The organism is Celeribacter ethanolicus (genome assembly GCF_001550095.1).
GTDB lineage: Bacteria > Pseudomonadota > Alphaproteobacteria > Rhodobacterales > Rhodobacteraceae > Celeribacter > Celeribacter ethanolicus.
In genome coordinates, this window is the sequence record NZ_LRUC01000046.1 from 103,624 (window position 1) to 129,071 (window position 25,448).

The 25,448-nt window shown below is 61.5% G+C and carries 23 protein-coding genes; 14 read left to right on the plus strand and 9 right to left on the minus strand.

Going from position 1 to position 25,448, the window contains the following annotated elements; genetic code table 11:
* Positions 1-21: 21 nt before the first annotated feature.
* Complete coding sequence (locus NH195_RS17095) at positions 22-810, minus strand: ABC transporter ATP-binding protein (protein ID WP_066709785.1); 789 nt, start codon at positions 808-810, stop codon at positions 22-24.
* A gap of 113 nt (positions 811-923) precedes the next feature.
* Positions 924-2,096 carry an ABC transporter substrate-binding protein gene (locus NH195_RS17100; RefSeq protein ID WP_066709788.1) on the minus strand — a complete coding sequence of 391 codons (1,173 nt, stop codon included), beginning with the start codon at positions 2,094-2,096 and terminating at the stop codon, positions 924-926.
* A 286-nt stretch (positions 2,097-2,382) separates the two neighbouring features.
* Between NH195_RS17100 and NH195_RS17105 the strand changes: the two genes are divergently transcribed.
* Both NH195_RS17105 and NH195_RS17110 read left to right on the plus strand, forming a co-directional pair.
* Positions 2,383-3,468: a PQQ-dependent sugar dehydrogenase gene (locus NH195_RS17105; RefSeq protein WP_066709790.1), complete on the plus strand. Its 1,086-nt coding sequence runs from the start codon at positions 2,383-2,385 to the stop codon at positions 3,466-3,468.
* A gap of 166 nt (positions 3,469-3,634) precedes the next feature.
* Positions 3,635-5,005, plus strand: a complete 1,371-nt coding sequence (locus NH195_RS17110) for a class II 3-deoxy-7-phosphoheptulonate synthase (protein ID WP_066709793.1) — start codon at positions 3,635-3,637, stop codon at positions 5,003-5,005.
* 50 nt (positions 5,006-5,055) lie between these two features.
* Here the strand turns inward: NH195_RS17110 and NH195_RS17115 are convergent, their stop codons facing one another.
* Together NH195_RS17115 and NH195_RS17120 are read right to left on the minus strand one after the other, a co-directional pair.
* Positions 5,056-5,460, minus strand: coding sequence for a GNAT family N-acetyltransferase (locus NH195_RS17115; protein ID WP_066709795.1), 405 nt, complete (start codon positions 5,458-5,460; stop codon positions 5,056-5,058).
* A 139-nt stretch (positions 5,461-5,599) separates the two neighbouring features.
* Positions 5,600-6,331: a PAS domain-containing protein gene (locus NH195_RS17120; RefSeq protein ID WP_066709797.1), complete on the minus strand. Its 732-nt coding sequence runs from the start codon at positions 6,329-6,331 to the stop codon at positions 5,600-5,602.
* Between the two features lie 613 nt (positions 6,332-6,944).
* Between NH195_RS17120 and gmk the strand changes: the two genes are divergently transcribed.
* Positions 6,945-7,604, plus strand: a complete 660-nt coding sequence (gmk, locus tag NH195_RS17125) for a guanylate kinase (protein WP_066709799.1) — start codon at positions 6,945-6,947, stop codon at positions 7,602-7,604.
* Positions 7,601-8,131 (plus strand): gamma carbonic anhydrase family protein, encoded by a 531-nt coding sequence (locus tag NH195_RS17130; RefSeq protein WP_066709802.1) that lies wholly within the window; start codon positions 7,601-7,603, stop codon positions 8,129-8,131. Before gmk ends, NH195_RS17130 begins: the two co-directional genes overlap by 4 nt.
* A gap of 48 nt (positions 8,132-8,179) precedes the next feature.
* Here NH195_RS17130 and NH195_RS17135 read toward each other — a convergent pair whose 3' ends face one another.
* Positions 8,180-8,596, minus strand: coding sequence for a hypothetical protein (locus tag NH195_RS17135; protein WP_066709805.1), 417 nt, complete (start codon positions 8,594-8,596; stop codon positions 8,180-8,182).
* A gap of 256 nt (positions 8,597-8,852) precedes the next feature.
* Here NH195_RS17135 and NH195_RS17140 point away from each other — a divergent pair, with 256 nt between their 5' ends.
* The 8 genes from NH195_RS17140 (at position 8,853) to NH195_RS17175 (ending at position 17,296) form a co-directional block, all read left to right on the plus strand.
* Complete coding sequence (locus NH195_RS17140; RefSeq protein ID WP_238379794.1) at positions 8,853-9,881, plus strand: ATP-binding protein; 1,029 nt, start codon at positions 8,853-8,855, stop codon at positions 9,879-9,881.
* Positions 9,882-10,184: 303 nt separating this feature from the next.
* On the plus strand, positions 10,185-11,216 hold the full coding sequence (locus NH195_RS17145; protein ID WP_066709810.1) for a substrate-binding domain-containing protein: 1,032 nt from the start codon (positions 10,185-10,187) through the stop codon (positions 11,214-11,216).
* Between the two features lie 161 nt (positions 11,217-11,377).
* Complete coding sequence (pstC, locus tag NH195_RS17150) at positions 11,378-12,841, plus strand: phosphate ABC transporter permease subunit PstC (RefSeq protein ID WP_066709814.1); 1,464 nt, start codon at positions 11,378-11,380, stop codon at positions 12,839-12,841.
* Entirely contained in the window at positions 12,841-14,199 is a 1,359-nt protein-coding gene (gene pstA, locus NH195_RS17155; RefSeq protein WP_066709817.1) for a phosphate ABC transporter permease PstA, read from the plus strand. The genes pstC and pstA overlap by 1 nt, the downstream gene beginning before the upstream one ends.
* 23 nt (positions 14,200-14,222) lie before the next feature.
* Entirely contained in the window at positions 14,223-15,020 is a 798-nt protein-coding gene (gene pstB, locus NH195_RS17160) for a phosphate ABC transporter ATP-binding protein PstB (protein ID WP_066709821.1), read from the plus strand.
* Between the two features lie 25 nt (positions 15,021-15,045).
* Entirely contained in the window at positions 15,046-15,768 is a 723-nt protein-coding gene (phoU, locus tag NH195_RS17165) for a phosphate signaling complex protein PhoU (protein ID WP_066709831.1), read from the plus strand.
* The gene (gene phoB / locus NH195_RS17170; protein WP_066709834.1) at positions 15,768-16,457 is read left to right on the plus strand and encodes a phosphate regulon transcriptional regulator PhoB; all 690 of its coding nucleotides are present in this window, start codon (positions 15,768-15,770) and stop codon (positions 16,455-16,457) included. Before phoU ends, phoB begins: the two co-directional genes overlap by 1 nt.
* Positions 16,458-16,630: 173 nt before the next feature.
* A complete protein-coding gene (locus tag NH195_RS17175; protein WP_066709837.1) occupies positions 16,631-17,296 on the plus strand; it encodes a GntR family transcriptional regulator in 666 nt (221 codons plus the stop codon).
* 9 nt (positions 17,297-17,305) lie between these two features.
* On the opposite strand, the gene NH195_RS17180 is transcribed toward NH195_RS17175, so the two are convergent.
* The 4 genes from NH195_RS17180 to NH195_RS17195 form a co-directional block, all read right to left on the minus strand.
* Positions 17,306-18,745 (minus strand): aldehyde dehydrogenase family protein, encoded by a 1,440-nt coding sequence (locus NH195_RS17180; RefSeq protein WP_066709840.1) that lies wholly within the window; start codon positions 18,743-18,745, stop codon positions 17,306-17,308.
* A gap of 24 nt (positions 18,746-18,769) precedes the next feature.
* Positions 18,770-20,071, minus strand: coding sequence for an NAD(P)/FAD-dependent oxidoreductase (locus NH195_RS17185; protein ID WP_066709843.1), 1,302 nt, complete (start codon positions 20,069-20,071; stop codon positions 18,770-18,772).
* A 7-nt stretch (positions 20,072-20,078) separates the two neighbouring features.
* On the minus strand, positions 20,079-21,464 hold the full coding sequence (locus NH195_RS17190) for an aspartate aminotransferase family protein (RefSeq protein ID WP_066709847.1): 1,386 nt from the start codon (positions 21,462-21,464) through the stop codon (positions 20,079-20,081).
* A gap of 479 nt (positions 21,465-21,943) precedes the next feature.
* A complete protein-coding gene (locus tag NH195_RS17195) occupies positions 21,944-22,513 on the minus strand; it encodes a cupin domain-containing protein (RefSeq protein WP_066709850.1) in 570 nt (189 codons plus the stop codon).
* Between the two features lie 145 nt (positions 22,514-22,658).
* Here NH195_RS17195 and NH195_RS17200 point away from each other — a divergent pair, with 145 nt between their 5' ends.
* Both NH195_RS17200 and NH195_RS17205 read left to right on the plus strand, forming a co-directional pair.
* Positions 22,659-23,945: a 4-aminobutyrate--2-oxoglutarate transaminase gene (locus NH195_RS17200; protein ID WP_066709852.1), complete on the plus strand. Its 1,287-nt coding sequence runs from the start codon at positions 22,659-22,661 to the stop codon at positions 23,943-23,945.
* A gap of 1 nt (position 23,946) precedes the next feature.
* Positions 23,947-25,401 (plus strand): NAD-dependent succinate-semialdehyde dehydrogenase, encoded by a 1,455-nt coding sequence (locus NH195_RS17205; RefSeq protein ID WP_066709855.1) that lies wholly within the window; start codon positions 23,947-23,949, stop codon positions 25,399-25,401.
* Positions 25,402-25,448 lie beyond the last annotated feature (47 nt).

Below are 25,448 nucleotides of genomic sequence, written 5' to 3' on the forward strand. Positions count from 1 at the left end.
GAAAAAGCGCAGACAGACGGTTCATTCCGCGTCCTCCCCGGTTTTCTTGTTCTTCACACCGGTGCCGAGGTAGGCCTCGATCACCGCTTCGTTCTGCATGATCTCGTCGGCGGTGCCGGTCGCCATGACCTGCCCCTGTGCCATCACAATCACCGGATCGCAGAGCTGCTTGATGAACTCCATGTCATGCTCGATCATGCAGAAGGTATAGCCGCGTTCGGTATTGAGCCGCTTGATCGCATCTCCGATCGTATAAAGGAGTGTGCGGTTCACCCCCGCGCCGACCTCGTCCAAAAACACCATCTTGGCGTCGACCATCATCGTGCGGCCCAGCTCCAGAAGTTTCTTCTGACCGCCGGAAATCTCTCCCGCTTTCAGGTCCGCAATGTGGGAAATCGTCAGAAACTCCAGCACCTCGTCGGCCTTGGCCCGCAAAGCGCGTTCCTCATCGGCAATCCGTTTGCGCCCGAACCAGGTGTTCCAGAGCGTCTCGCCCGATTGCCCCGCAGGCACCATCATCAGGTTCTCGCGACAGCTCATCGAACCGAATTCATGTGCGATCTGGAAGGTGCGCAGAATGCCCTTGTGAAACAGCTCATGCGGCTTGAGGCCCGTGATGTCCTCACCGTTGAACAGCACCTGCCCGGAGGTCGGCGTGAGCACCCCGGCAATACAGTTGAAAAGCGACGTTTTCCCCGCGCCATTGGGGCCGATCAGCCCCGTGATGGACCCTTGCTCAAGTGTGAGCGAAGCCCCGTCCACCGCGCGAAAACCGCCGAAATGCATGTGCAGATCACGCACTTCGATCATGTGTTTCGTGTCCCGTATCTGGTTCCGGCCTCATTATCAGCGGGCCGGATAAGAAAGTCAGCCCGGGACGTCATATGGCGCCCCGGGCCGGATGGTGTGGCTTACGCCCTGTCTCAGCGGATGTCCACCGTCTCGTAGGCCCCGTCGGTGATGGTGTAATACCGGTAGGACCCGGCAGCTTCACCTGGGCCGATCAGTTCGACGTTGGTCGCACCGACATAGTCGATGTCACCACCGGCGGCGAGAATGTCGAGCGCCTTGTCGAATTCGCCCGGAAGGATTTTCTCGCCCGGCGCGTTGGCCACGTCGAGCACATTGGCGGCAACGGCTTCGCGGGTGGCGGCACCGCCCTTGGCCATGGCGAGCGCGATCAGAGCGCCGGCGTCATAGCTTTCGCGGGTGTAGGTGCTGTCGACCAGAATCCCGGCATCGGTGCCCAGCTTGGTGAACATGTCGGTGCCTTCGCCTTCGGCCCAAGGCACGACGCCTAGGATGCCTTCGACGATGTCGCCCAGCCCGAGCAGGCTCTCGCCATACATGCCGTCACCGACGAGGAACATGTCGAAGGCGCCGGTGTCGACGGAGGACTGGATGATATTCTTGCCACCCTGGTCGATATAGCCCAGCACGACGAGAAGCTCGCCACCGGCGGACGCCAGTGCCGCGATTTCGGCGGAATAGTCGGCCTTGCCGTCTTCATGCGGCGCGCTCAGGGTGATTTCACCGTCGTAATTGGCGGCGAACGCATCGGCGAGGCCCTTGCCGTAATCCGAGTTGTTGTAGGTCACGGCCACGGAGGTGATGCCTTTTTCCTCCAGCACATCGGCGAGGATTTCGCCTTGGCGCGCATCGGAGGGCGAGGTGCGGAAGAACAACCCGTTGTCTTCGATCGAGCTCAGGCCCGGCGAGGTGGCGGAGGGCGAAATCATCACGACGCCGTTCGGCACGGCCACGTTGGAGAGAACCGCGCCGGTCACGCCGGAGCAGTCGGCGCCCATGATCGCCACGACCCCATCGGCGGTGATCAGGCGTTCGGCGGCGGCGGTGGCGGCGGAGGCGTCCACACAGGTGCTGTCACCGCGCACGGAACTGATGGTCGAACCGCCGAGGAATTTGCCGGTTTCGGAAATTTCCTTGAACGCAAGCTCCGCACTGTCCGCCATATGCGGCATGATGGTTTCGAGCGGGCCGGTGAACCCGAGAAGGATACCGACCTTGACGTCTTCGGCAAAGGCCGCACCGGTCATGAGCGTGGCGGCCGTGGTCGCCAGAAGCAGCTTTTTCATAAAAGAATTCTCCCTGTTTGGATCTTGTCCTGGGCCGGAGACTAGACGGGCTTTGACCGGATGGAAAGATATGCCGTCCCGTTCCGGGAGCGGATCGCGCTAGGAATGGGGGCATTTGCTCAAATTCTGAGAGCCTTGCGGGATTCGGTCGCAGAAGTTTCGCGCTATGCGTGTGCTTGCCGTGACAGCGACACCCGACTCGGCCTCATGATTGACCGTGCGTCTCGGCGCTCTAGCTCACTCAAGAGGAAAATGTGATGACATCTGCGATGAAAGAGGTGCTCCGATGATCCGTATGTTGACCTGCCTGATCCTCCTTGCTCTGCCGCTTCCCGCCGCCGCTGTCGAGCGTATGGCCGGGGCCCGCACGGTGGAGGTCACGCCGATGGTCACCGGGCTGGACGCGCCCTGGGCGATCAGGTTTCTGCCGGATGGCGGTGTATTGATCACCGAGGTGGACGGGCGGCTTTTATGGCTCGACGCTGGGACGCTGCGCGAGGTGTCCGGCGTGCCAAAGGTCTGGGACGCCGGGCAAGGCGGCTTGCTCGACGTAATGGTGCCAGGCGATTTCGCTGAGAGCCGTGAGATTTTCCTAAGCTATTCCAAGCCGATGCAGGGCGGGGCGGGCACGGCGCTTGGGGTCGGGCGACTGATAGGAGGGCGGCTTGAAGGCTTTCGCGATCTCTTCGTGATGGAGAACGGCAGCCGCAAAGGCCAGCATTTCGGCTCCCGCATCGTCGAGGTCCCGGACGGTACGCTCTACCTCACGGTGGGTGAGCGCGGTGACGGCGCACTGGCGCAGGACCTGTCGCGCGCCAACGGATCGGTGCTCCGGCTCAACCGCGACGGCACGATCCCCGCCGACAATCCTTTCGTCGATCAACCGGATGCCTTGCCCGCGATCTGGTCCTATGGCCATCGCAACCCGCAAGGGGCCGCCCTCGACGCTGAGGGGCGGCTTTGGATCAACGAACACGGTCCGCAGGGCGGTGACGAGATCAACCTTGTGAAAAAGGGCGCGAATTACGGCTGGCCGCTCACCACCTATGGTGAGAATTACGGCGGCGGACGGTTTGCGCCGATGACACTTGCGGGCACTGAGCCGCCCGCGCATCAATGGACGCCCTCGATTGCGCCCTCGGGCTATGCGATCCATTCCGGGCGCCTGTTCCCGGAGCTCAAGGGGGCGCATCTGATCGGCTCGCTGAAGTTCGATTATATCGCTGTCTTGTCCCCCGATCTCAGCCGTGAGACGCAGTGGCAATGGCCGGAAACCGGGCGTGTGCGCGACGTGGTCGAAGCGCCCGACGGGGCGGTATGGTTTCTCTCGGTGATCGACGGCGCGGCCTACCGGATTGTGCCCGCGCGCTGAACGCATAAGAAATAGGCCATTGCGACGCAATTGCGCGGCATTTCGCGTCTGTTTTGGGTTTTCTCAAGGCCTGACACTCTCTATAACTCCGCAGACCGACCGCGTTTGCTACCGCTAACGGCTGCGCGGGAGGGAGGAGAATATCAACCGTTTTGGAGTAAAGACGATGACGGATTGGGTGAAAACCGCATGGCGCAACAAACCGCGTGTGCAGATGCCCGACTATACGGACGAGGCCGCGCTGACTGCCGTCGAGGCACAGCTTGCCAAATATCCGCCGCTCGTCTTTGCGGGCGAGGCGCGCAAGCTGAAACGCGATCTGGCCAAGGCATCGCGTGGCGAGGCCTTCCTTCTGCAAGGCGGCGATTGCGCCGAGAGCTTTGCCGAATTCGGCGCGGACCAGATCCGCGACACATTCAAGGTCATGCTGCAAATGGCCATGGTGCTGACCTTCGGTGCGAAAGTGCCGGTGATCAAGGTGGGCCGGATGGCCGGTCAGTTCGCCAAACCGCGCTCGGCCCCGACCGAGACCGTGGGCGGCGTCGAACTGCCGTCTTACCGGGGCGACATCATCAACGGCTTCGATTTCACCGCCGATGCGCGGATCCCCGACCCGAACCGCATGCTTCAGGCCTACACTCAGGCCGCGGCGTCGCTGAACCTGCTGCGCGCTTTCTCCAAAGGCGGGTTTGCCGATATTCACCGGGTGCATTCCTGGACGCTCGGCTTCACGGAATCGGACGAGGCGGAAAAATACCGCGACATGGCGAACCGCATTCAGGATGCGCTCGATTTCATGAAAGCGGCGGGCATGACCTCCGAGAACAACCACGAACTGGCGACGGTGGATTTCTACACCTCGCATGAGGCGCTTCTGCTGGAATACGAAGAGGCGCTCTGCCGCGTCGACAGCACCACCGGCGCCACGATTGCGGGCTCCGGCCACATGATCTGGATCGGCGACCGCACCCGTCAGCCGGACGGCGCGCATGTCGAATTCTGCCGTGGGGTGCAGAACCCGATCGGTCTGAAATGCGGCCCCTCGACCAGTGCCGAGGATCTCAAGGTTCTGATGGAAAAACTGAACCCGGAGAATGAGGCCGGGCGTCTCACGCTGATCGCACGTTTTGGCGCGGGCAAAGTGGCGGATCATCTGCCGCGCCTCATCGAGACGGTGAAATCCGAAGGGGCGAATGTGGTCTGGTCCTGTGACGCCATGCATGGCAACACGATCAAATCCGACAGCGGTTATAAAACCCGCCCCTTCGAGCAGGTGCTCTCCGAGGTGCAGGAATTCTTCGCGGTACATCGCGATCAGGGCACCATCCCGGGGGGCGTGCATTTCGAGATGACCGGCCAGGATGTGACCGAATGCACCGGGGGGCTGCGCGCCGTGTCGGACGAAAACCTCGCCGACCGCTACCACACCGCTTGCGACCCGCGCCTCAACGCGTCTCAGTCGCTGGAACTCGCGTTCCTCGTGGCCGAAGAGCTGCAAAAGGGGCAGACGCCGGAGAGCCTCGCTGCCTCCGCGTAAGTCTATGCGCAATCAAGAAGTCGAAAGCCGGGCCTCGCGCCCGGCTTTTGTCATTCCCCACGATGGAAGATGAAGCAATTCCCGACCGCCTCATAGCCCGCCGCCTCATAAAACGACATCGCGCCGGGGGCGGAGAGCAGCAGGTGAGTCTTGACCTCCGGCGCCGCCATGACGGTTTCGCGCAGCAGTGCCTTGCCGATGCCGCGTCCCTGAAGCTTTTGATCGACGGCGAGATCGGAACAATAAAGGCAATAGGCGAAATCGGTCACGGAGCGCGCCACGCCCACCAGATGTCCCGCCGCATCGCGCGCCGTGACGATCAGATCGGAGCCAGCGAGCATCTTGGAAATCCGCTGCGGCTGATCGACAGGGCGGCGTTCGGCGAGCGTCGAGGCCGCAAGCAGCGCAAGGAATTCAGTGGCGGAGAGGTCCGGCTCCAGGGCGTAGGTGATCATGCGTGGCACTCCTGTTTGGACAGAGAGGAGCATGCCAGCGCGTCATTGAAAAGCAAAAAGGCGTGGCGCCCCCACAGGTGCCACGCCGGAACCGCCTTCCGGTGTTGTTGTTTTCTGGGCGGTAAGTGTTCCTGTCGCCTCACTCGTCGGTTTTCACCAGACGCAGCACCGGCTTGCCGCGCGGGCGCATCGGTTCCTGACGCGGGGTCGCCTCGGTGCGGGGGGCGTCCGCACTGGCCTCGTCATAGGCGCGTTTGGCCTCGGCGAAACCGGCGGGCACAGGCGTGCCTTTTCCCGTGGTTTCAAAGCTCTGTTCCATCGGATTGCCCAGAAGCGGGCGCGACTGGACATTGGCCACCTCGAAACGGCGCGGCTGACGGCCGATCTCACCCTTCGACTGGAGACAGCCGAGAATGCGGTTGACGTCGCCCAAATCGGATTTCAGCGGGCAGAGCAAAAGCTGCGCATCCATCGCGCCGCGCCCGATGCCGCGTTCGGCCTTGAGCGCGATCGTGGCAATCTGCGGGGTTTCGAACACGGCTTCCAGCGCCTCGGAGAGTTTCGCCCGGCTTTCCGGCACGAACATGGCGGTCAGCGGCATGCCGCGCACTTCCATGCCCATGAGATCGGTGAGATGCATGCCCGCAAGACGGAACCGCGCCACGCCGGGGGCGATGCGTTCGAGGATGAAGGCGAATTCCAGCGCCGATTGCATGCCGCGCGGATCAATCTCGGAGCGCGCGGGCACCGGACGGCCATTGCGCAGGCCCTCCCAATAGGCCTCCACGGTTTTCAGCGCAGGATATTGCGCAACGCCCCGGCGGGGCATGAGGGATACGACATTCGAGCCACTGACATATTCGATCTTCATCTCGTCACCTGTTACTTTGCCGACGGGCCTGGGGCGGTCTTCCGCTCTGGCGGTGCGTTCGGAGGCGGGCGGCCGTTCTGAGCACTGGTCCGGGGCTGTGTGGGCCCGGGCGATCCCGCGGGTTGTTATCTCATCTTCGCGGCGGTCTGGCTGGATCTTGCAAGCCTGACCGCTGTGTTGACCTGAATATGCCACGAACTTGCCCGATTTGGTGGAAAAACCTAACCAGTGGTTAACATGGGACGAAATATTCCATGGAATGGTAGGGAATTTCTTAAGACTTCGTTCGGCATCATGCCCATATTAACCATGTAAATCACATGAAAACAAATATTTGCAGAAGCATCTTGATCTGGCGTTAACGAATTTTTCCGATCTGTATCCCACTTTGCGGATAACGGTAAAATTTTAAATATCGGCCGCGATGAGGCCGGACGGGGGCGGATCGGACAGAAAACGGCGGCGCAAGTGAGTCCTTTTGCAGGCCTCCCACCACATTCCGGTCACATTTTGCTCCCGTCTTGTTCCGCCCTGTCGCAGGGGCGGGCCGCTTTTCAAGCCGCAAACGGGCTGATAAGGACAAGGCCAAGACCGTCTCAGGGAGAATTTTCACATGACTGCGGAGCGGAATGCGGATCGTCGCGGCCTTCTCATCATTCTGTCCTCGCCCTCGGGCGCGGGCAAATCGACGCTGGCGCGGAAACTCATGCAGTGGGACGAGAGCCTGAGCTTTTCCGTCTCCGCGACCACGCGGCCGCCGCGCGAAGGCGAGGATCACGGGGTGCATTACCATTTCGTCGACGTGCCGAGCTTCAAGCATATGGTGGACCAGGGCGAGATGTTGGAGCATGCCAATGTCTTCGGCAATTTCTACGGCTCGCCCGCCGGTCCGGTCCGCACGGCGATCGAGGAGGGGCGCGATGTGCTCTTCGACGTCGACTGGCAGGGCGCGCAGCAGATTTCCAATTCGGTGTTGCGCGATCACGTCCTGTCGGTTTTCATCCTGCCGCCCTCGATCACCGAGCTGCGCCGTCGCCTCGAAGGTCGCGGTGTCGATACGCCCGAGGTGATCGCGAAACGCATGGAACAGAGCTGGGACGAGATCAGCCATTGGGACGGCTATCACTATGTGCTGGTGAACGACGATCTGGACGTGACTTTCGAACGGCTCAAGACCATCGTATCGGCGGAGCGCCTGAAACGCGCGCAGCAACCGGGACTGATGAGCTTCGTGCGCAAGTTGCAGGCGGAATTCGAGGAGGTCGAGGGATGACGCTTTACACACTGGACAATCACGCGCCGGTTCTGCCGGAGAATGGCGACTTCTGGGTGGCGCCCGATGCCAATGTCATCGGTAAGGTGGTGTTGGAAGAGGGCGCGAGCGTCTGGTTCGGCGCGACGCTGCGCGGCGACAATGAGGTGATCCTTGTCGGCGAGGGCACGAACATCCAGGAGAACACGGTTTGCCACACCGACATGGGCTATCCGCTGACCATCGGCGCGGGCTGCACCATCGGCCACAAGGCGATGCTGCACGGCTGTACCATCGGCGAGAATTCCCTGATCGGCATGGGAGCGACGGTGCTCAATGGCGCGAAGATCGGCAGGAACTGCCTGATCGGCGCCTGTGCCCTGATCACCGAGGGCAAGGAAATCCCGGATGGATCTCTGGTGATGGGCAGCCCGGGCAAGGTCGTGCGAGCGCTGTCGGAGACGGAGATTTCCCGGCTCAGAGGCTCGGCGCTGCATTACCAGCAAAACGCGCAGCGCTATCGCGACGGGTTGCAACAGATCGGATAAGGAAAGGGGCCGCACGGCCCCTTTTTCGTGAGCGGCTTGTGTCTGGCCTCAGTGCAGCGAGGCCAGCACCCGTATCGGTTCCGGGCGCAGCACATCGAAATCGAGGCCCGGATAATGGCTGCGCAATTCGTTGCGGATGATCTCCGGGCGTGGCAGGTCACGGGCAAGCACGCGATAGGCGCCCTTGTAGCGCGCGGCACTCAGGAAATCCGCGAGATCGAGACAATCGAACTGATCGGAAATCGCCGGGGAAATCACGCTGTCGGGGCAAATGCTATGCAAAATCTCCGGGGTGAGGTCTGAGAATTCGATGAAAAACACCCCGCTGCGTTCGGGGAAATGCTTTTTCAGGGTCTGCATGCGCTGAGGCTCTCCGACCATCAGGATCATGCCGCCGGCGCCGGGTTGCGCCCCGCGTCGTCCCGCAACGAACTCTCCGAAAGCCGTTTGTCTTACGGTTCCCATGGGCCGGGTCCCCATCTGTTTCTGCCTCATCCTCTCTGAGGAAAGGGGTAAAGTATCGAAAATGCAACAATATTTTTTCTGAATTCGGAAAAATTCGCAAATTGAAAAAATCATGGCGCGGTTTAAGGCAGGAGAATGTGGATCGCGCTTGGCCTGCCCGGACTGTCATGAAACAGTTACATCGCCACTTTAGGCAGGCGCGCAGACAGGATTTCCGATGCAATACAGTTTCAAATCTTCTTCCCGAGACAGCGAGATGGTCAGCGCCCTGGCGGATGCCATGCCGTTGCCTGTCGTGGTGATCGGGCGGGACGAACGCATCATGGCGGCCAATGCCCCGGCGCGTGGTCTGTTCAACGAACAGATGGTCGGGCGGCATTACATCACCGTTCTGCGCCAGCCGATGCTTCTGGATGCGATCGAGAACGTGCTGCGCCTGTCGCACCCGGCCGAAGCGGTCTATCGCGTCACCGAAAGCCAGCGTGAACTGGTCTATGACGTCGTGCTGCGCCCGGTGATCGTCGGCGATTTCGCCTGTGTCACGGTCGCCTTCGAGGACAAGACCGAGGTCTATGAGGCCGGGCAGATGCGGCGGGATTTCGTCGCCAATGTCAGCCACGAGCTGCGCACGCCGCTGACCGCCGTGCTGGGCTTCATCGAAACGCTTCTGGGACCTGCGGCGGAGGACACCTCGGCACGGGAACGCTTTCTCGGGATTATGGATCGCGAGGCCAAGCGGATGAATCGGATCGTCGGTGATCTCTTGTCCCTGAGCCGGGTCGAGGCAGAGCGTCGGGTGCGTCCGACCGATCATGTGGATGTCTCGGCGATTCTGCGCTCCGTCGCGCTCAATCTTCAACCGGTGGCCAAGGCCCAGGATGTGACCTTGATCGTCGAAGGGGTCGAGGGCTGCGAAGAGGTGCCTGGCGATCACGACCAGCTCATCCAGGTTTTCACCAACCTGATCGAGAATGCGATCAAATACGGCGGCCGCGGCAAGGAGGTGCGGGTCTGCCTGACGTCGCACACGGATGAGCCGACCATGCGCTCGCAGGCGGTGCGGGTAGATGTTTCCGATCAGGGCGACGGCATCGCCGCCCAGCACATTCCGCGCCTGACCGAACGATTCTACCGCGTCGATTCGCACCGCTCGCGCGAAATGGGCGGCACCGGGCTGGGCCTGGCCATCGTGAAGCACATCCTGAACCGGCACCGCGGGCGTCTTCGGATCGAAAGCCACGCGGGGCAGGGCAGTTGCTTCTCCGTCATCCTGCCCTACGAATAAGCGTCACATTAAACCTGTCACAAACCGTCTGCGGCGACCGGATAGTCCCTCCATTTGCCTGCCAGTGTTCGGTCGGCAAAGGTTAATTTCCTGTCACAATCCTTGACGGAATGTTACAGGAAAGGTGCGAAACAGCCGAAAACCCCGGCGTTTTCTCGACTAATCCGAAAGATGTCGAGGAAATCCACGCCATCTGTCATGAAACTGTTACACCAGTTTCACAAAAGCATTGCACGCCCCCCCTAAACCGCCCAGCGAGAGAGCAATACCGCTCTCGGACATAGAGCAAATCAGGAGCATACGATGTCCTTTGTGAAACTGACCGCCTCCGCGATCGCGATCGCAGCCGTCTCCGCCACCGCCGCGAGCGCCCGTGATCAGGTGCAGGTCGCCGGTTCCTCCACCGTTCTGCCCTACGCTTCCATCGTCGCGGAAGCTTTCGGTGAAAACTTCGACTTCCCGACCCCGGTCGTCGAATCCGGTGGCTCCTCCGCTGGCCTGAAACGCTTCTGCGAAGGCGTCGGCGAAAACACCATCGACGTGGCCAACGCCTCCCGCAAGATCAAAGACAAAGAGATCGCCGCCTGTGCCGAAGCTGGCGTGACCGACATCATCGAAGTGCGCATCGGTTACGATGGCATCGTGTTCGCCTCCCAGCTCAACGGCCCGGCCTTCACCGCCTTTGAACCGGCTGACATCTTCAACGCTCTGGCCGAGAAAGTCCTGAAAGACGGCGAGATCGTTGCCAACCCCTACACCCAGTGGTCCGAGTTCAACGCCGATCTGCCCGCCGCCGACATCATGGCCTTCATCCCGGGCACCAAGCACGGCACCCGTGAAGTCTTCGAAGAAAAAGTGCTCCTGGCCGGCTGTGAAGCCACCGGCGCGATGGAAGCCATGGTTGCTTCCGGCATGTCCGAAGACGACGCGGAAGACGCCTGCATGGCGGTTCGCACCGACGGCAAATCCGTGGACATCGACGGCGACTACACCGAAACCCTCGCTTCCATCGACGCCAACCCGAACGGCATCGGCGTGTTCGGTCTCGCCTTCTACGAGAACAACACCGACAAGCTGAAAACCGCGACCATGTCCGGCGTCGAGGCCACCACCGCCTCCATCGCCTCCGGCGACTACCCGGTCTCCCGTCCGCTCTACTTCTACGTGAAGAAAGCCCACATCGGCGTGATCCCGGGTCTGAAAGAATATGCTGAGTTCTTCATCTCCGACGACATGGCTGGCCCGGACGGCCCGCTCGCCGAGTACGGCCTCGTGTCCGACCCGGAACTGGCCGCCACGCAAGCTGCTGTCGCTGCTGAAGACACCATGCAATAAGCCTCGGGGGTACCCCCAAGGTTTGCACGAAGACAGAGGCGGCGCGGGAGATCTCGCGCCGCTTCCCGCCGGAAAGCCCCGCCGACACCGGCAGATCGCTTTTCGAAATCCCTGCACCGGACCGGTCCATTCCTCCCCCGGTCCCGCATAGGAGCAGCTCCATGCCCGTTTTGTGGCTTTTCATCCTCGTTCTGGCCCTTGGCCTCATCGGATTTGTTCTCGGGCGCGCCCGTGCGCTTAAAGATGCGCAGGGCGATATTCGCCTGCTTCACTCTCTCCCAAGCTATTACGGCTCCAACGTGCTTTTGGCCACGTTGATCCCCGGTTTCGCGGTTCTGGTGCTCTGGCTGATCGTCCAGCCGATGGTGATCCACGGTCAGGTGGCGGGTATGATCCCGGAGCGCGGCCTGACGGATTACGGTTCTCTCAACCTCGCCATGTCCGATGTGCGCCGCGTTGCCGACGGGCTCGACATCGCGGTTGAGCAGGGTGCCCTGAGCGCCGAACAGGCCCGGGACATCCGCACCGAGTTCACCGACATTCGCGGCCGTCTCGGCGAGGTCGGCGTGGCGCTCGGCTCCAATGTGCAGCCCTATGTGCTTCAGGCGGCGCAGACATACCGGACGATGAACGCAACCGGCCACTGGCTGATGACCGGGGCCGTTCTGGCCGCCGCCATCGCGGGCTTTGCCGTGGCCTTCCTGCGCACAGGCAAGGACCTGCGGGCGCGCAACTCCGTCGAACGTGTGATCCTGATGCTGCTTCTGTCGGCGGCCTCCATCGCGATCCTGACCACGGTCGGCATCGTGCTGTCGCTGATTTTCAACACCATCGAATTCTTCAAGCTCTACCCGGCCACGGATTTCTTCTTCGGCACCACATGGGCGCCGTCCTTCGGTGGCGGGTCCGAGCTGGGCATTCTGCCGCTGTTCTGGGGCACGTTCTATGTCTCGCTGATCGCGCTTGTCGTCGCGGTGCCGATCGGGCTGTTTGCCGCCGTCTACCTGTCGGAATACGCAGGTCCCAAGGTGCGCGCGATTGCCAAGCCGCTTCTCGAAGTGCTCGCCGGTATCCCGACCATCGTCTACGGTCTCTTCGCGCTCCTGACCGTCGGGCCGCTTTTGATGTCGGTCTTCGGCGACGGAGGCCTCGGCTGGATGCAGGGCGGGCGTTCCGTCATGACCGCGGGTCTGGTGATGGGCGTGATGCTCATTCCCTTCGTCTCCTCGCTGTCGGACGACATCATCAATGCGGTGCCGCAGGCGATGCGCGACGGCTCTCTGGGTCTCGGTGCGACGAAATCCGAGACCGTGAAACAGGTCGTACTGCCCGCAGCCCTTCCGGGCATCGTCGGCGCCATCCTTCTGGCCGCCTCGCGCGCCATCGGCGAGACCATGATCGTGGTGCTGGGGGCAGGGGCCGCAGCCAAACTCAACATGAACCCGTTCGAGGCGATGACTACCGTGACCACGCGGATCGTCTCCCAGCTCACCGGCGATGCGGATTTCTCCTCGCCGGAAGCGCTGGTCGCCTTTGCCTTGGGCATGACGCTGTTCGTCATCACCCTCGGCCTCAACATCGTCGCGCTCGTGATCGTGCGCAAATACCGGGAGCAGTATGACTGATGTCCGACTTTACCGCTGATAACGGCCCCGCCAAAGCCGCGGGCAAGAGCTCGCTCTTCACGCAAACCGCGCGCACCAAACGCCGCAATGCCGCCGAGACCCGGTTCAAGGTCTATGGCATCGGTGCCATCGCGCTCGGCCTGTTCTTCCTCGTGGCGCTGCTGTTCTCGATCATCACGAACGGCATTCCGGCGTTCAAGCAGACCTTCGTCACCATCCCGGTGGAGCTGACCGAGGCCAAGCTCGACAAGAACGGCAATCGCGATCCGGCCGATCTCGCCAAGGTCACGACCTTTGGCTACAAGCCGCTCGTGACCAATGCCCTGGTTGCGGCGCTGAAAGAGCAGGGGATCGAGATCCCCTTTGCCAAGGAAAAGGATGTCGAGGATATCCTGTCCTCTTCCGTGGCCGCCCAGGTGCGGGACACCGTGCTCGCCAACCCCGACCTGATCGGGCAGACGGTCGATTTCCGGCTTCTGGCCTCGTCCCGTGTCGATGGCTATTTCAAGGGCCGTGTGACCCGCGACAGCCTGGCGCGTGACAAGAACCTCGACGCCGAACACCTCGACGTGGCCGATGCCATGGTCAAGGCAGGCCTGATGAAGACCTCGTTCAACCCGGCCTTCATCTTCGGCTCCGACGCTTCGGAAAGCCGCCCGGAACAGGCCGGGATCGGTGTGTCCATGGTGGGTTCCTTCTTCATGATGATGGTGGTGCTGGTGCTGTCCCTGCCGATCGGTGTGGCCGCCTCGATCTATCTCGAGGAATTCGCGCCGCAGAACAAATGGACCGACCTGATCGAGGTGAACATCTCCAACCTCGCCGCCGTGCCGTCCATCGTCTTCGGTATTCTGGGCCTCGCGGTGTTCATCCAGTTCGCCCATCTGCCGATGTCCGCGCCGCTCGTTGGTGGTCTCGTGCTGACGCTGATGACGCTGCCGACAATCATCATTTCGACGCGCGCCTCGTTGAAGGCCGTGCCGCCCTCGATCCGCGATGCGGCTCTTGGGGTCGGCGCCTCCAAGATGCAATCGGTGTTCCACCATGTGCTGCCGCTCGCCATGCCGGGCATCCTGACCGGGACCATCATCGGTCTGGCGCAGGCGCTTGGCGAAACCGCACCGCTTCTCTTGATCGGTATGGTGGGTTTCATCGCCTCCAACATGCCCGACGGGATTGCCGCCGGCTTCCTGTCGCCGAACTCCGCCATGCCGGCCCAGATTTACGAATGGGCCAAACGCGCCGATCCGGCTTATTATGAGCGGGCCTGGGGCGGGATTATCATCCTTCTTCTCTTCCTGATGACGATGAATATCATCGCCGTCATCCTGCGCCGCCGCTTCGAGCGCCGTTGGTAACGAGGTCATTTGAGGTTAGACCCATGAACGATATGCGAATTGTGAGAAAAGACGTGGACATGAACGACACCAAAATCTCGGCCAAAGGCGTACAGGTTTTCTACGGCGACACCCACGCGATCAAGGACGTGGATGTGGAAATCCTCGACAAGACCGTGACCGCCTTCATCGGCCCGTCCGGTTGTGGCAAGTCCACCTTCCTGCGCTGTCTGAACCGGATGAACGACACGATCGACATCTGCCGCGTCGAGGGCAACATCTTGCTCGACGGCGAAGACATCTACGACAAGCGCGTCGACCCGGTGCAATTGCGGGCGAAAGTGGGCATGGTGTTCCAGCGTCCGAACCCCTTCCCGAAGTCGATCTATGACAACATCGCCTATGGCCCGCGCATTCACGGCCTCGCCAAGAACAAGGCCGATCTCGACGAGATTGTTGAAAAGGCGCTGCGCCGTGGCGCGATCTGGGACGAGGTGAAAGACCGGCTGGACGCGCCGGGCACTGGTTTGTCGGGCGGTCAGCAACAGCGTCTGTGCATCGCGCGCGCCGTGGCGACCGAGCCGGAAGTGCTGCTGATGGACGAGCCGTGCTCTGCGCTCGACCCGATTGCGACGCTTCAGGTCGAGGAACTGATTGATGAATTGCGCGAGAATTTCTCCGTCGTCATCGTGACCCACTCGATGCAACAGGCCGCCCGCGTCAGCCAGAAAACCGCTTTCTTCCACCTGGGCAACCTTGTGGAATATGGTGATACCGAACAGATTTTCACCAACCCGAAAGATGAGCGCACCGAGAGCTACATCACAGGTCGGATTGGGTAAGGCCGGATCGGCTCAGGAGAGAACCATGCATAACGACAGCAAACATATTGCCTCCGCCTTCGACCGCGATCTCGAAGCCATTCAGGCGATGATCATGAAGATGGGCGGGCTCGTCGAAGCCGCCATCAAGGATGCCGCTCAGGCCCTCGAAGAGCGCGACGTGGAACTGGCCGAAAAGGTGCGCGAAGCGGACAAGGCCATCGACAAGCTCGAAGAGGATGTCAACGAGGAAGCCGCGCGGCTGATCGCGCTGCGCTCGCCGACCGCTTCCGATCTGCGCACGGTTCTGACCGTGATGAAGATCTCGACCAATCTCGAACGCTGCGGCGACTATGCCAAGAACCTCGCGAAGCGCACCGGCGTGCTCGTGAACATGCGTCCGATCGAAGGCGCGGCCCCCTCGATCCGTCGCATGGCGCGCGAGGTGGAGGAAATGCTGAAATTGGCGCTCGACGCCTATATCCAGCGCGACGTCTCCATGGCCAACGAAGTGCGTCACCGCGACCTCGACGTCGATCAGATGTACAACGCCCTGTTCCGCGAGTTCCTCACCTATATGATGGAAGACCCGCGCAACATCACCGCCTGCATGCATCTGCATTTCATCGCCAAGAACATCGAGCGCATGGGCGATCATGCCACCTCGATTGCCGAACAGGTGATCTATCTGACCACTGGCGAAATGCCGGAAGACGCCCGTCCGAAAGGTGATTTCACCTCGCAGGCCGTGGACGCGGAGGATCTCTGATGTCCGCAGACCAGCCCCGTGTTCTTGTCGTCGAGGATGAACCCGCCCAGCGGGAGGTGCTCGCCTACAATCTCGAGGCCGAAGGCTTCGCCGTTTCCAAGGCGGAGAACGGCGATGACGCGCTTCTCTATGTCGACGAGGACAACCCCGACATCATCGTCCTCGACTGGATGTTGCCCGGGGTTTCCGGCATCGAGATCTGTCGTCGTCTCAAGACCCGGCCCGATACCCGCGAAATCCCGATCATCATGCTCTCGGCCCGCTCCGAAGAGGTGGACCGGGTGCGCGGGCTCGAGACCGGAGCCGACGATTACGTGGTGAAACCCTATTCGGTGATCGAACTGATGGCCCGCGTGCGCACCCAGTTGCGCCGCGTCCGTCCGGCGGCCACCGGGCAGGTGCTCGAATACGATGACATCCGCCTCGACAGCGAGACTCACCGCGTCACGCGCGGCGCCGAACAGCTCAAACTCGGCCCGACCGAATTCCGGCTTTTGTCCACTTTCATGGAAAAACCTGGCCGCGTCTGGTCGCGCGAGCAATTGCTCGACCGGGTCTGGGGGCGTGACATCTATGTCGACACCCGCACCGTGGACGTCCATATCGGGCGGCTGCGCAAGGCGCTCTGTCAACACGGTGGCGAAGATCCGGTGCGCACGGTGCGTGGCGCGGGTTACGCGCTCGGCTGAGCCCCGACACGAAACGCGTGCAAGAAATGAGCAGAGAAGCACCGGTCCCGCCAAGGGTCGGTGCTTTTCCGCACTGAAAATGCGAAGAAAAATCCGCCTCTCTTGCCGAGCCCCGTCAACCTGTGCTCAGATGATTTGAGCAAATTTCGACAGGTGGCGGATCAGGGCGGAGCATGACGGATCTTTATTTCAAGGAACCCGCACATTTGCGGACCTATCGCGGCATTCGCGAGTTGATCTTGTCCGGCGATCTCGTCCCCGGCGAACCGGTAACGATCAAGGGGCTGACCGACCGGCTCGGCGCGGGCATGACGCCAGTGCGTGAGGCGATCCGGCGTCTGACCTCGGAAGGCGCGCTGATTTTTCACGGCAACCGTAGGGTGACGGTCCCGGCGCTGACACTCTCCGAGGTGGACGATCTGATTTTCGCCCGTCTGGCTCTGGAGCCGGAACTGGCACGCCGTGGCGCGGAGCGGATGACGGAGGAGGGGATCGAGGCTCTGGTGGCGGTGGACCGCGAGATCGACGTCGCCATGGGGCAAGGCGACATGCGCGGCTATATGATCTACAACCACCGGTTTCACATGCAGCTTTACGCCCCGGGCAGGAGCGAGGTGATCAGCCCGATCATCGACGCGCTCTGGCTGCGCTGCGGTCCGGCGCTTCGGGTGATGTGCACGCGGTTCGGCAACCAGAACCTGCCCGACATGCACCGCGTGGCGATCGAGGCGCTGAAGCGTCACGACAGTCAGGGCGTGGCGGAGGCGGTGCGGCGCGATATTCTTCAGGGGATGGAGAATATTCGCGCCATTGTCGCCGAAACAGCAGAGTTCACGTAAAAGTTGAGACTATACGGAAATCGCCTTGATTTCGCAGAAATCTTCGATGCCGTAAATGCCGCCCTCACGACCGTTCCCCGACAGCTTGTAGCCCCCGAAGGGCGAGCCGTAGGAAATATCCGAACCGTTCAGATGCACCATGCCCGCACGAATTTCGCGCGCCATGGCCATGCCGCGGGCTTGGCTGTCCTCGCTGGTGCCGGTCTGGATATAGGCGGCGAGGCCGTAAGGCGTATCGTTGGCAATCTCCACCGCCTCGTCGTCGCCGTCATAGGCGATCATCACCAGAACCGGACCGAACACCTCTTCCTGCGCGATGCGCATGTCGTTGGTCACATCGCCGAACACGGTCGGACGGCAGAAATAGCCACGGTTGAACCCTTCGGGCCGACCGAGACCGCCCGCGACGAGCCGCGCACCGTCTTCGATCCCGGCCTGAATGAGGCTTTGCACCCGATCGTATTGCATCTGCGACACGAGCGGGCCGATGTGATTGCCGGGCTGGGCGGGAAGGCCGATTTTCGTGCTCTCGGCGACCTCTTTGGCGATCTCCATCGCGGTCTCGTAATGGCTCTGCGGGATCAGCATACGCGTCGGTGCGTTGCAGGACTGGCCGGTGTTTTGGAAGCAATGGCGCACGCCGCGCTTCACCGCCTCCTCGAAATCGCAATCGTCGAGAAGGATGTTCGGCGATTTGCCCCCAAGCTCCAGCGTCACGCGTTTCACGGTCGCGGCGGCGGCTTTGGAAATCTCCACACCCGCACGCGTCGAGCCGGTGAAGGACACCATGGCCACATCCGGGTGCGACGAGATCGCAGCGCCCACCGTCGGCCCGTCGCCATTCACGAGGTTGAACACGCCTTTCGGCAGGCCCGCTTCCTCAAGGATCTCGGCATAGAGCAGTGCGCTCATCGGGGTGAGTTCCGAGGGTTTCAGCACCATGGTGCAACCGGCGGCGAGGGCAGGGATCACCTTCAAAGCAATCTGGTTGATCGGCCAGTTCCACGGCGTGATAAAGCCGCAAACCCCGATCGGCTCATGCAGGATCAGATCGCCCGGCCCGTTGCGATGTTCGAAGTCGAAGGCTTCGAGCGCTTTCACCACGCCATCGAGATGGCCGATGCCAACGGCGGCCTGCGCCCGGTCCGAAAGCGAAATCGGCGCCCCCATTTCCTCGGTGATCGCGGCGGACATCTCGTCGTAGCGGCTCTGATAGACCTCGCGGATTGAGGCCAGAAGCTCAAGGCGTTCGGATTTCGTGCTGCGCGAAAAGGACGGGAAGGCGGCTTTGGCTGCGGCCACGGCGGCATCGACATCGGCTTTGGTTCCCAGGGCAACCTCGGCAAAGACCTCTTCGGTCGCCGGGTTGATCACGTCCACCATGGTGCTGCCCAGAGGCGCTACCCAAGCCCCGTCGATATAGAACCTGTCGGTTTTCAATTCCGTCATTTTCGCCTCTTATCCTGTTGTCTTTTATATCTTGTCGCGCAGAGCATACCACGTCATTGCCAGCGCCAGAAGCGGCGTCCGAAGGCTCGGCCCGCCGGGAAAGCGCGGGCTGGGCAGCGATTGCATGAGATCGAACCGGCTTGCGTGGCCCTCGACCGCCTCCGCCGCGATCTGGCCTGCAAGCGTCGCAAGCGCCACGCCCTGGCCGGAGAAGCCAGCGATGGACAGGGCGTTCGGTCCAAGCCGTGCGAAATGCGGCAGGCGAGACATGGTGATGCCCAGAGTGCCGCCCCAAGCGTAGTCGATTTTCGCGTCTTTCAGCTCCGGGAAGACGCCCAGCATCGGCGCGCGGACTTTGGCGCGAATGTCGGTCGGAAACTTATAGCCGTAACTCTCACCGCCGCCGAAAATCATCCGGTTGTCCGGCGACATGCGGTAATAATTGATCACGAAGCGCGAGTCCGCGACGGCATGGCGGTTCGGGATCAGCTTGGCGGCAAGACCCGAGGGCAGGGGGGCGGTGACCGCGATGAAATTGTTGATCGGCATGACGTGATGCGCGACGTCGTGGTCGAGATTGTTGTGATAGCCATTGAGCGCGAGGATCAGGTGCTCGGCCTCCACCACGGCCTGATCGGTGTGGACGCGCGGTTTGGCTTTGGTCTCGACGCGTGTGACCCGCGACAGCTCATGGATACGCACGCCAGCGGCCTCGGCCAGACGTGCAATCGCGAAGGCATAGCGCAGCGGGTGCAGATGACCGGACCCCATATCGAGCGTGCCGGAATGATAGTCCTCAGACCCGGTCTCATGGCGCACCGCATCGCGGTCGAGGTAGCGGATTTTGTCGTAGCCGTAGACCTTGTGCATGTGATCCACATGCTTTTGCGAATGGTCGGAAAACCGCGCGCGGTGATTGGCGTGGATCACGCCATCGCGCCAGTCGCAGTCATCCCCGCTCTCGGACAGGATCGTTTTGACCAGACCCACGGCCTCGGCGCCCAGATCCCAGAGCATCCGCGCGTCATCCATGCTGACATGAGTCTCGAGCTCGTCTTGTTCGAGCCGTTGTCCCATCGACACCTGACCGCCATTGCGCCCCGAAGCCCCGGAGCCGACGCGCGACGCCTCCAGAAGCACCACGTCGAGCCCGCGCCGTGCCATGTGCAGCGCCGCCGACAGCCCCGCATAGCCGCCACCGACAACACAGACATCGGCCTTGATCGTGCCGGTGGCAGCCGGGTAGGGGCCGGGCGTCTCCGCTGTGGCGGCGTACCACGATTGCGGATGTTCGCCCAAGCGGTCGTTATAGGTCAGGATGTCCATACGGAACTCAGGCGTTCAGCCCCTCCGCATTGATCCGCTCCAGCGCTTCATCAAGAGACTTGCGCGCGCGGTCGATGAGAATGTCGACCTCTGCCTTGGTGATGGTCAGCGGCGGCGAGATGATCATCCGGTCGCCGACATGGCGCATCACCAGATTGTTCGCGAAACACCGCTCGCGGCAAATATAGCCGACCGTGCCGCCGGGGGCCTTGAACTTCGCCCGCGTGGCCTTGTTCGGGGTGAGGGCGATGGAGCCCATGAGGCCGACGATCTTGGCCTCGCCGACCAGCGGGTGATCGACCAGCGCTTCCCATTTTTCCTTGAGATAGGGCGCGATCTCCTTGCCCGCACGCTCGACGATGCCTTCCTCTTCCAGAAGGCGGATGTTTTCGAGCGCCACGGCACAGGCCACCGGATGGCCGGAATAGGTGTAGCCATGGGCAAACTCGTCGCCCTCGTCGATCACATTGGCGATCTTGTCGGACACGATGGAGGCGCCCAAGGGGATATAGCCGGAAGTAATGCCCTTGGCGCAGGTCATGATGTCGGGCGTGATGCCCATGGTCTGGCTGCCAAACCAGTTGCCGGTGCGGCCAAAGCCGGTGATGACCTCATCGACGATCAGCAGGATGTCGTATTTTTTCACGATGCGCTGGATTTCCGGCCAATAGGTGGCGGGCGGCACGATCACGCCACCGGCACCTTGCACGGGTTCCGCGATGAAGGCGGCGACAGTTTCGGGTCCGAGTTCGAGAATTTTCGCCTCAAGCTCCTGCGCGCGTTGCAAACCGAAGTCTTCGGGCGTCATGTCGCCGCCTTCGGACCACCAGTCGGGTTGGTCGATGTGGTGAATGCCGGGAATCGGCAGACCGCCCTGAGCGTGAATGCCTTTCATCCCGCCGAGAGAACCACCGCCCATGGTCGAGCCGTGATAGCCGTTCCAGCGCGAGATCACGTTGAAGCGCTCGGGTTGGCCCTTGAGCTCCCAATAATGCCGCACCATACGCAGGTTGGTGTCGTTGGAATCCGATCCGGAACCGTTGAAGAACACATGGTTCAGATCGCCCGGTGCAATCTCGGCGAGTTTCTTCGCCAGCATGATCGCGGGGACGTGCGAGGTTTGGAAAAAGGTATTGTAGAAGGGCAGTTGCTTCATCTGGCGCGCCGCCACATCGGCCAGTTCCTCGCGCCCGTAGCCGACATTGACACACCACAGGCCCGCCATGGCGTCGAGAATTTCTTCGCCCTCGCTGTCGGTCAGCCAGACACCCTTGGCCTTGGCGATGATGCGCGCACCTTTCTCAGCCAGTTCAGCCCCGAAGGTGAACGGGTGCATATGGTGAGCGGCATCGAGCGCTTGCAGCTCGGCGGTGGGCAGGTGGTTGTCTTGCATGGTCTTTATCCTTTATCGCCGGACCGTTCGAGGGCATCGCACCCGAGAGGGGAGCAATACCGGGTGGCCATGACGGGTCGGGGATCGTTTTGATCCGTCTTTGGAAAAATATGATCAAATTATGAGGCGGTCAAGCATGAGCCGTTGTGCAGACACACTTATGGGGCTGTGTGCACAACTTCACGCCGAAGGATTGAGCAACGGTTCTGCGATAGCGTCTTCAACATTTGCCAGAGCCGGGGATCGCAGCCTGTAACGCCATGATCGCGCAGGGTTTGTGTATACGTCGGACCAGGGGCACTGGCTTCGATCATGCGTTCTGCGGAGATCGTCCATACTGTGCGACGTCCTAACGTAGACGTGGCGGAACCGCGTTTTCGGGGAAGTTGGACCAATCTGGGATTGTCTGATAATTGGTATTATGTATAATATATACAAATACCAAGATGAGATATTGCGCGTAATCCCTTAATATTCCATCAGAAACTCGGTGGCGTCGCGGCGCTTACCACTTCACAGGGTTCCGGTCCGATCTGGCGGAAACGGTGCGGTGTGCGGCTTTCGAAGTAATATGCATCGCCCGGTCCGAGGATCTTGCGCTGATCGCCCACGGTCACCTCGACACGGCCGGAAATCACGATTCCGGCTTCTTCGCCCTCATGACCGTACATCACACGACCGGTGTCCGCGCCGATCTCGTAGCGTTCGCGCAGCATCATCATCGCCCGACCAAAGAGCGATTGCCCGACCTGTTTGAGCGAGACCTTGCCTTTGCCGATCTCGGTCAGCTCCTCGGCGGCGTAGAAGATCTGCTGTTCGGCCACGGGTTCGATGGCGAAGAATTCCGACAGTCCGATGGGTACCCCCGCGAGGATCTTGTGCAGCGCGCCGACCGACGGGTTCATCTTGCCACTCTCGATGAGCGAAATGGTCGAGTTCGGCACACCGACCTTCTTGGCCAGAGTGCGTTGAGACAGGCCCGCGCGTTCGCGCACGACACGCAGCCGGTGGCCGAGGGCTAGATCGTCGGAGGTGTTGTGGGTGTTCATTATCGACCAAACAGTTGTGAGCTATCACCGTAATACAATGTGTTACAAAAATAAAGAAACAGACTTTTTGAAAATAATAAAACCCCTAATCTCAGGAGCAAGGCACAGAACATCGCGCCAAATCGGCGCCCTGAAAGGACAGATCATGTTGAAATCGACTGCAAATACCGAAATCGAATCCCGTCGCAAGGCGGCTCTGGCCCGCGGCGTGGGCGTACTCACCGACCATTATGCGGTGAAAGCGGAAAACTCGGAAATCTGGGACGAAGATGGCAATCGCCTGATCGACTTCGCCTCCGGCATCGCCGTGCTGAACACCGGCCACCGCCACCCGAAGGTCATCGCAGCGGTCGAGAAGCAGCTCGCCTCCTTCACCCATACCTGCCACCAAGTGGTGCCCTATGAACCCTATGTTCGTCTCGCCGAGCGCCTGAACGCGCTGGCTCCTGGGGACTTTGATAAGAAATCCCTCTTTGTCACGACTGGCGCAGAAGCACTTGAAAACGCAGTGAAAATCGCGCGTTCGGCCACGGGTCGATCGGCGGTGATCACCTTCAACGGCGGCTTCCATGGCAGGACTTTCATGACCATGTCGATGACCGGCAAGGTGGTGCCGTACAAAGTCGGTTTCGGCCCAATGGCCGCCGACGTGTTCCACGCGCCCTACCCCAACGCGCTGCATGGCATCTCCGTTGACGACAGCCTGAATGCCATCGAGCACCTGTTCAAGGCGGATGTCGATCCGGCCCGAGTCGCGGCCATCGTGTTCGAACCCGTGCAAGGCGAAGGCGGCTTCAACCCGGCCCCGAAAGAATTCGTCGAACGTATTCGCAAGCTCTGTGACGATAAGGGCATCGTGATGGTCGCCGACGAGGTGCAAACCGGCTTTGCCCGCACCGGCACCGTGTTCGCGATGGAGGCTTACGGCATCGCGCCGGATCTCACCACCATGGCGAAAAGCCTTGGCGGCGGCTTCCCGATCTCTGCCGTGGTCGGCAAGGCCGAGATCATGGATGCGGCCGGTCCGGGCGGTCTGGGTGGCACCTATGGCGGCAACCCGCTGGCGATTGCGGCGGCGAACGCCGTGCTCGACGTCATCGAGGAAGAAAAACTCTGCGACCGCGCCAATATGCTTGGCGACACGCTCAAGGCCCGTCTCGAAGCGCTGAAATCCGATGTGCCGGAGATCGTCGAAGTGCGTGGGCCCGGTTTCATGGTCGCGGCCGAATTCTGCCACGCCGACGGCACCCCTGCCCCGGAACTGGCGAATGCGATCCGGGTCGAGGCGCTCAACCGTGGCCTGCTTCTGCTGACCTGCGGTGTCTATGGCAACGTGATCCGCTTCCTCGCGCCGATCACCATTCAGGACGATGTGTTTGCAGAAGCGCTCGATATCCTCGAAAACGCTGCCAAAGCGGCAAAAGGACTCTGAGATGCGTGAGCTGAACGACAAAACCCTGCTGGAAACCCGCGCCTATGTGAATGGCGTCTGGGTCGAAGGCAAAAAAACCTTCCCGGTGGAGAACCCCTCCACCGGAGAGGTGATCGCCCATGTCACCGACCTGTCGGCGGAAGATGTGGCCATGGCGATTGATGCCGCCCATGCCGCGAAAAAGGCCTGGGCCGCGACCGGCGTCAAGGAACGCTCCGCGATCCTGCGCAGGCTGTTCGATCTCATGGTCGCGAATGCCGACGATCTGGCGACGATCCTCACCGCCGAGATGGGCAAGCCCTGGGCCGAAGCCCGTGGCGAAATTCTCTACGGTGCGTCCTATGTCGAATGGTTCGCGGAAGAGGCCAAGCGGATCTATGGCGACATGATCCCGGGGCCGACAAACGACAAACGTATGGTGATCGTCAAGCAACCGGTGGGCGTGGTCGGCTCCATTACGCCGTGGAACTTCCCGAACGCCATGCTGGCGCGCAAGATGGCCCCTGCCCTTGCTGCCGGCTGCACCATGGTGGCACGACCGTCCGAGTTCACGCCGCTCTCCGCACTGTCTCTTGCCGTTCTGGCAGAGCGCGCGGGCGTGCCCGCCGGCGTGTTCAACGTGCTGACAGGGCTCGACGCCGCAGGCATGGGCCAGGAGATGTGCGCCAACGAGAAAGTGGCGAAAATCACCTTCACCGGCTCGACCCGCGTGGGGAAAATTCTGCTCGCACAGGGGGCTGGGACGGTCAAGAAAATGTCCATGGAACTGGGCGGCAATGCGCCTTTCGTGGTGTTCGACGATGCCGATGTCGATGCGGCGGTCGCGGGCTGCATGCTTGCGAAATTCCGCAACAACGGCCAGACCTGCGTCTGTGCCAACCGCATCTATGTTCAGTCCGGAATCTATGATGAATTCGCCGCGAAACTGGCGAAAGCGCTCGATGGCCTGACCCTTGGCGACGGGTTCGCCGAAGGCGTCAACACCGGCCCGCTGATCAATGCGGCGGCGGTCGCGAAGGTCGAAAGCCATATTGCGGATGCGGTCGAGAAAGGCGCGGAAGTGGTCACCGGCGGCAATCGTTCGAACCTCGGCCAGACCTTCTTCGAACCGACGCTTCTCAAAGGCGTGACGCAGGAGATGAAGGTCGCCCGCGAGGAAACCTTCGGCCCGCTGGCGCCGCTGGTGAAATTCGAGACCGAGGAGGAGGCGCTCGCCTTCGCCAACGCGACCGAATTCGGGCTGGCCTCCTATTTCTACACCTCTGACCTGAACCGCGCCTGGCGTGTGGGCGAGGCGCTGGAAAGCGGCATGGTCGGCATCAACACCGGTGCGATTTCCACGGAAATGGCCCCGTTCGGCGGCGTCAAACAGTCCGGCATGGGCCGCGAAGGCTCAAAATACGGCATGGACGATTATCTCGAGATCAAGAACCTCTGCTTCGGCGGGTTGACCTGATATATCATCGAAGACGGGCGGCCACGGGGAAATGTGTGGCCGCCCTT

What these genes read in the sequence shown, in the direction of transcription:
- NH195_RS17115 (WP_066709795.1), bottom strand. Translation starts at nt 5,460, where the DNA reads ATGATCACCTACGCCCTGGAGCCGGACCTCTCCGCCACTGAATTCCTT.
- NH195_RS17130 (WP_066709802.1), top strand. Translation starts at nt 7,601, where the DNA reads ATGACGCTTTACACACTGGACAATCACGCGCCGGTTCTGCCGGAGAAT.
- NH195_RS17190 (WP_066709847.1), bottom strand. Translation starts at nt 21,464, where the DNA reads ATGCAAGACAACCACCTGCCCACCGCCGAGCTGCAAGCGCTCGATGCC.
- NH195_RS17180 (WP_066709840.1), bottom strand. Translation starts at nt 18,745, where the DNA reads ATGACGGAATTGAAAACCGACAGGTTCTATATCGACGGGGCTTGGGTA.
- NH195_RS17095 (WP_066709785.1), bottom strand. Translation starts at nt 810, where the DNA reads ATGATCGAAGTGCGTGATCTGCACATGCATTTCGGCGGTTTTCGCGCG.
- NH195_RS17185 (WP_066709843.1), bottom strand. Translation starts at nt 20,071, where the DNA reads ATGGACATCCTGACCTATAACGACCGCTTGGGCGAACATCCGCAATCG.
- NH195_RS17140 (WP_238379794.1), top strand. Translation starts at nt 8,853, where the DNA reads ATGGTCAGCGCCCTGGCGGATGCCATGCCGTTGCCTGTCGTGGTGATC.
- gmk (WP_066709799.1), top strand. Translation starts at nt 6,945, where the DNA reads ATGACTGCGGAGCGGAATGCGGATCGTCGCGGCCTTCTCATCATTCTG.
- NH195_RS17145 (WP_066709810.1), top strand. Translation starts at nt 10,185, where the DNA reads ATGTCCTTTGTGAAACTGACCGCCTCCGCGATCGCGATCGCAGCCGTC.
- phoU (WP_066709831.1), top strand. Translation starts at nt 15,046, where the DNA reads ATGCATAACGACAGCAAACATATTGCCTCCGCCTTCGACCGCGATCTC.
- pstC (WP_066709814.1), top strand. Translation starts at nt 11,378, where the DNA reads ATGCCCGTTTTGTGGCTTTTCATCCTCGTTCTGGCCCTTGGCCTCATC.
- NH195_RS17120 (WP_066709797.1), bottom strand. Translation starts at nt 6,331, where the DNA reads ATGAAGATCGAATATGTCAGTGGCTCGAATGTCGTATCCCTCATGCCC.
- NH195_RS17110 (WP_066709793.1), top strand. Translation starts at nt 3,635, where the DNA reads ATGACGGATTGGGTGAAAACCGCATGGCGCAACAAACCGCGTGTGCAG.
- NH195_RS17175 (WP_066709837.1), top strand. Translation starts at nt 16,631, where the DNA reads ATGACGGATCTTTATTTCAAGGAACCCGCACATTTGCGGACCTATCGC.
- NH195_RS17195 (WP_066709850.1), bottom strand. Translation starts at nt 22,513, where the DNA reads ATGAACACCCACAACACCTCCGACGATCTAGCCCTCGGCCACCGGCTG.
- NH195_RS17205 (WP_066709855.1), top strand. Translation starts at nt 23,947, where the DNA reads ATGCGTGAGCTGAACGACAAAACCCTGCTGGAAACCCGCGCCTATGTG.
- NH195_RS17105 (WP_066709790.1), top strand. Translation starts at nt 2,383, where the DNA reads ATGATCCGTATGTTGACCTGCCTGATCCTCCTTGCTCTGCCGCTTCCC.
- pstA (WP_066709817.1), top strand. Translation starts at nt 12,841, where the DNA reads ATGTCCGACTTTACCGCTGATAACGGCCCCGCCAAAGCCGCGGGCAAG.
- NH195_RS17200 (WP_066709852.1), top strand. Translation starts at nt 22,659, where the DNA reads ATGTTGAAATCGACTGCAAATACCGAAATCGAATCCCGTCGCAAGGCG.
- NH195_RS17100 (WP_066709788.1), bottom strand. Translation starts at nt 2,096, where the DNA reads ATGAAAAAGCTGCTTCTGGCGACCACGGCCGCCACGCTCATGACCGGT.
- pstB (WP_066709821.1), top strand. Translation starts at nt 14,223, where the DNA reads ATGAACGATATGCGAATTGTGAGAAAAGACGTGGACATGAACGACACC.
- phoB (WP_066709834.1), top strand. Translation starts at nt 15,768, where the DNA reads ATGTCCGCAGACCAGCCCCGTGTTCTTGTCGTCGAGGATGAACCCGCC.
- NH195_RS17135 (WP_066709805.1), bottom strand. Translation starts at nt 8,596, where the DNA reads ATGGGAACCGTAAGACAAACGGCTTTCGGAGAGTTCGTTGCGGGACGA.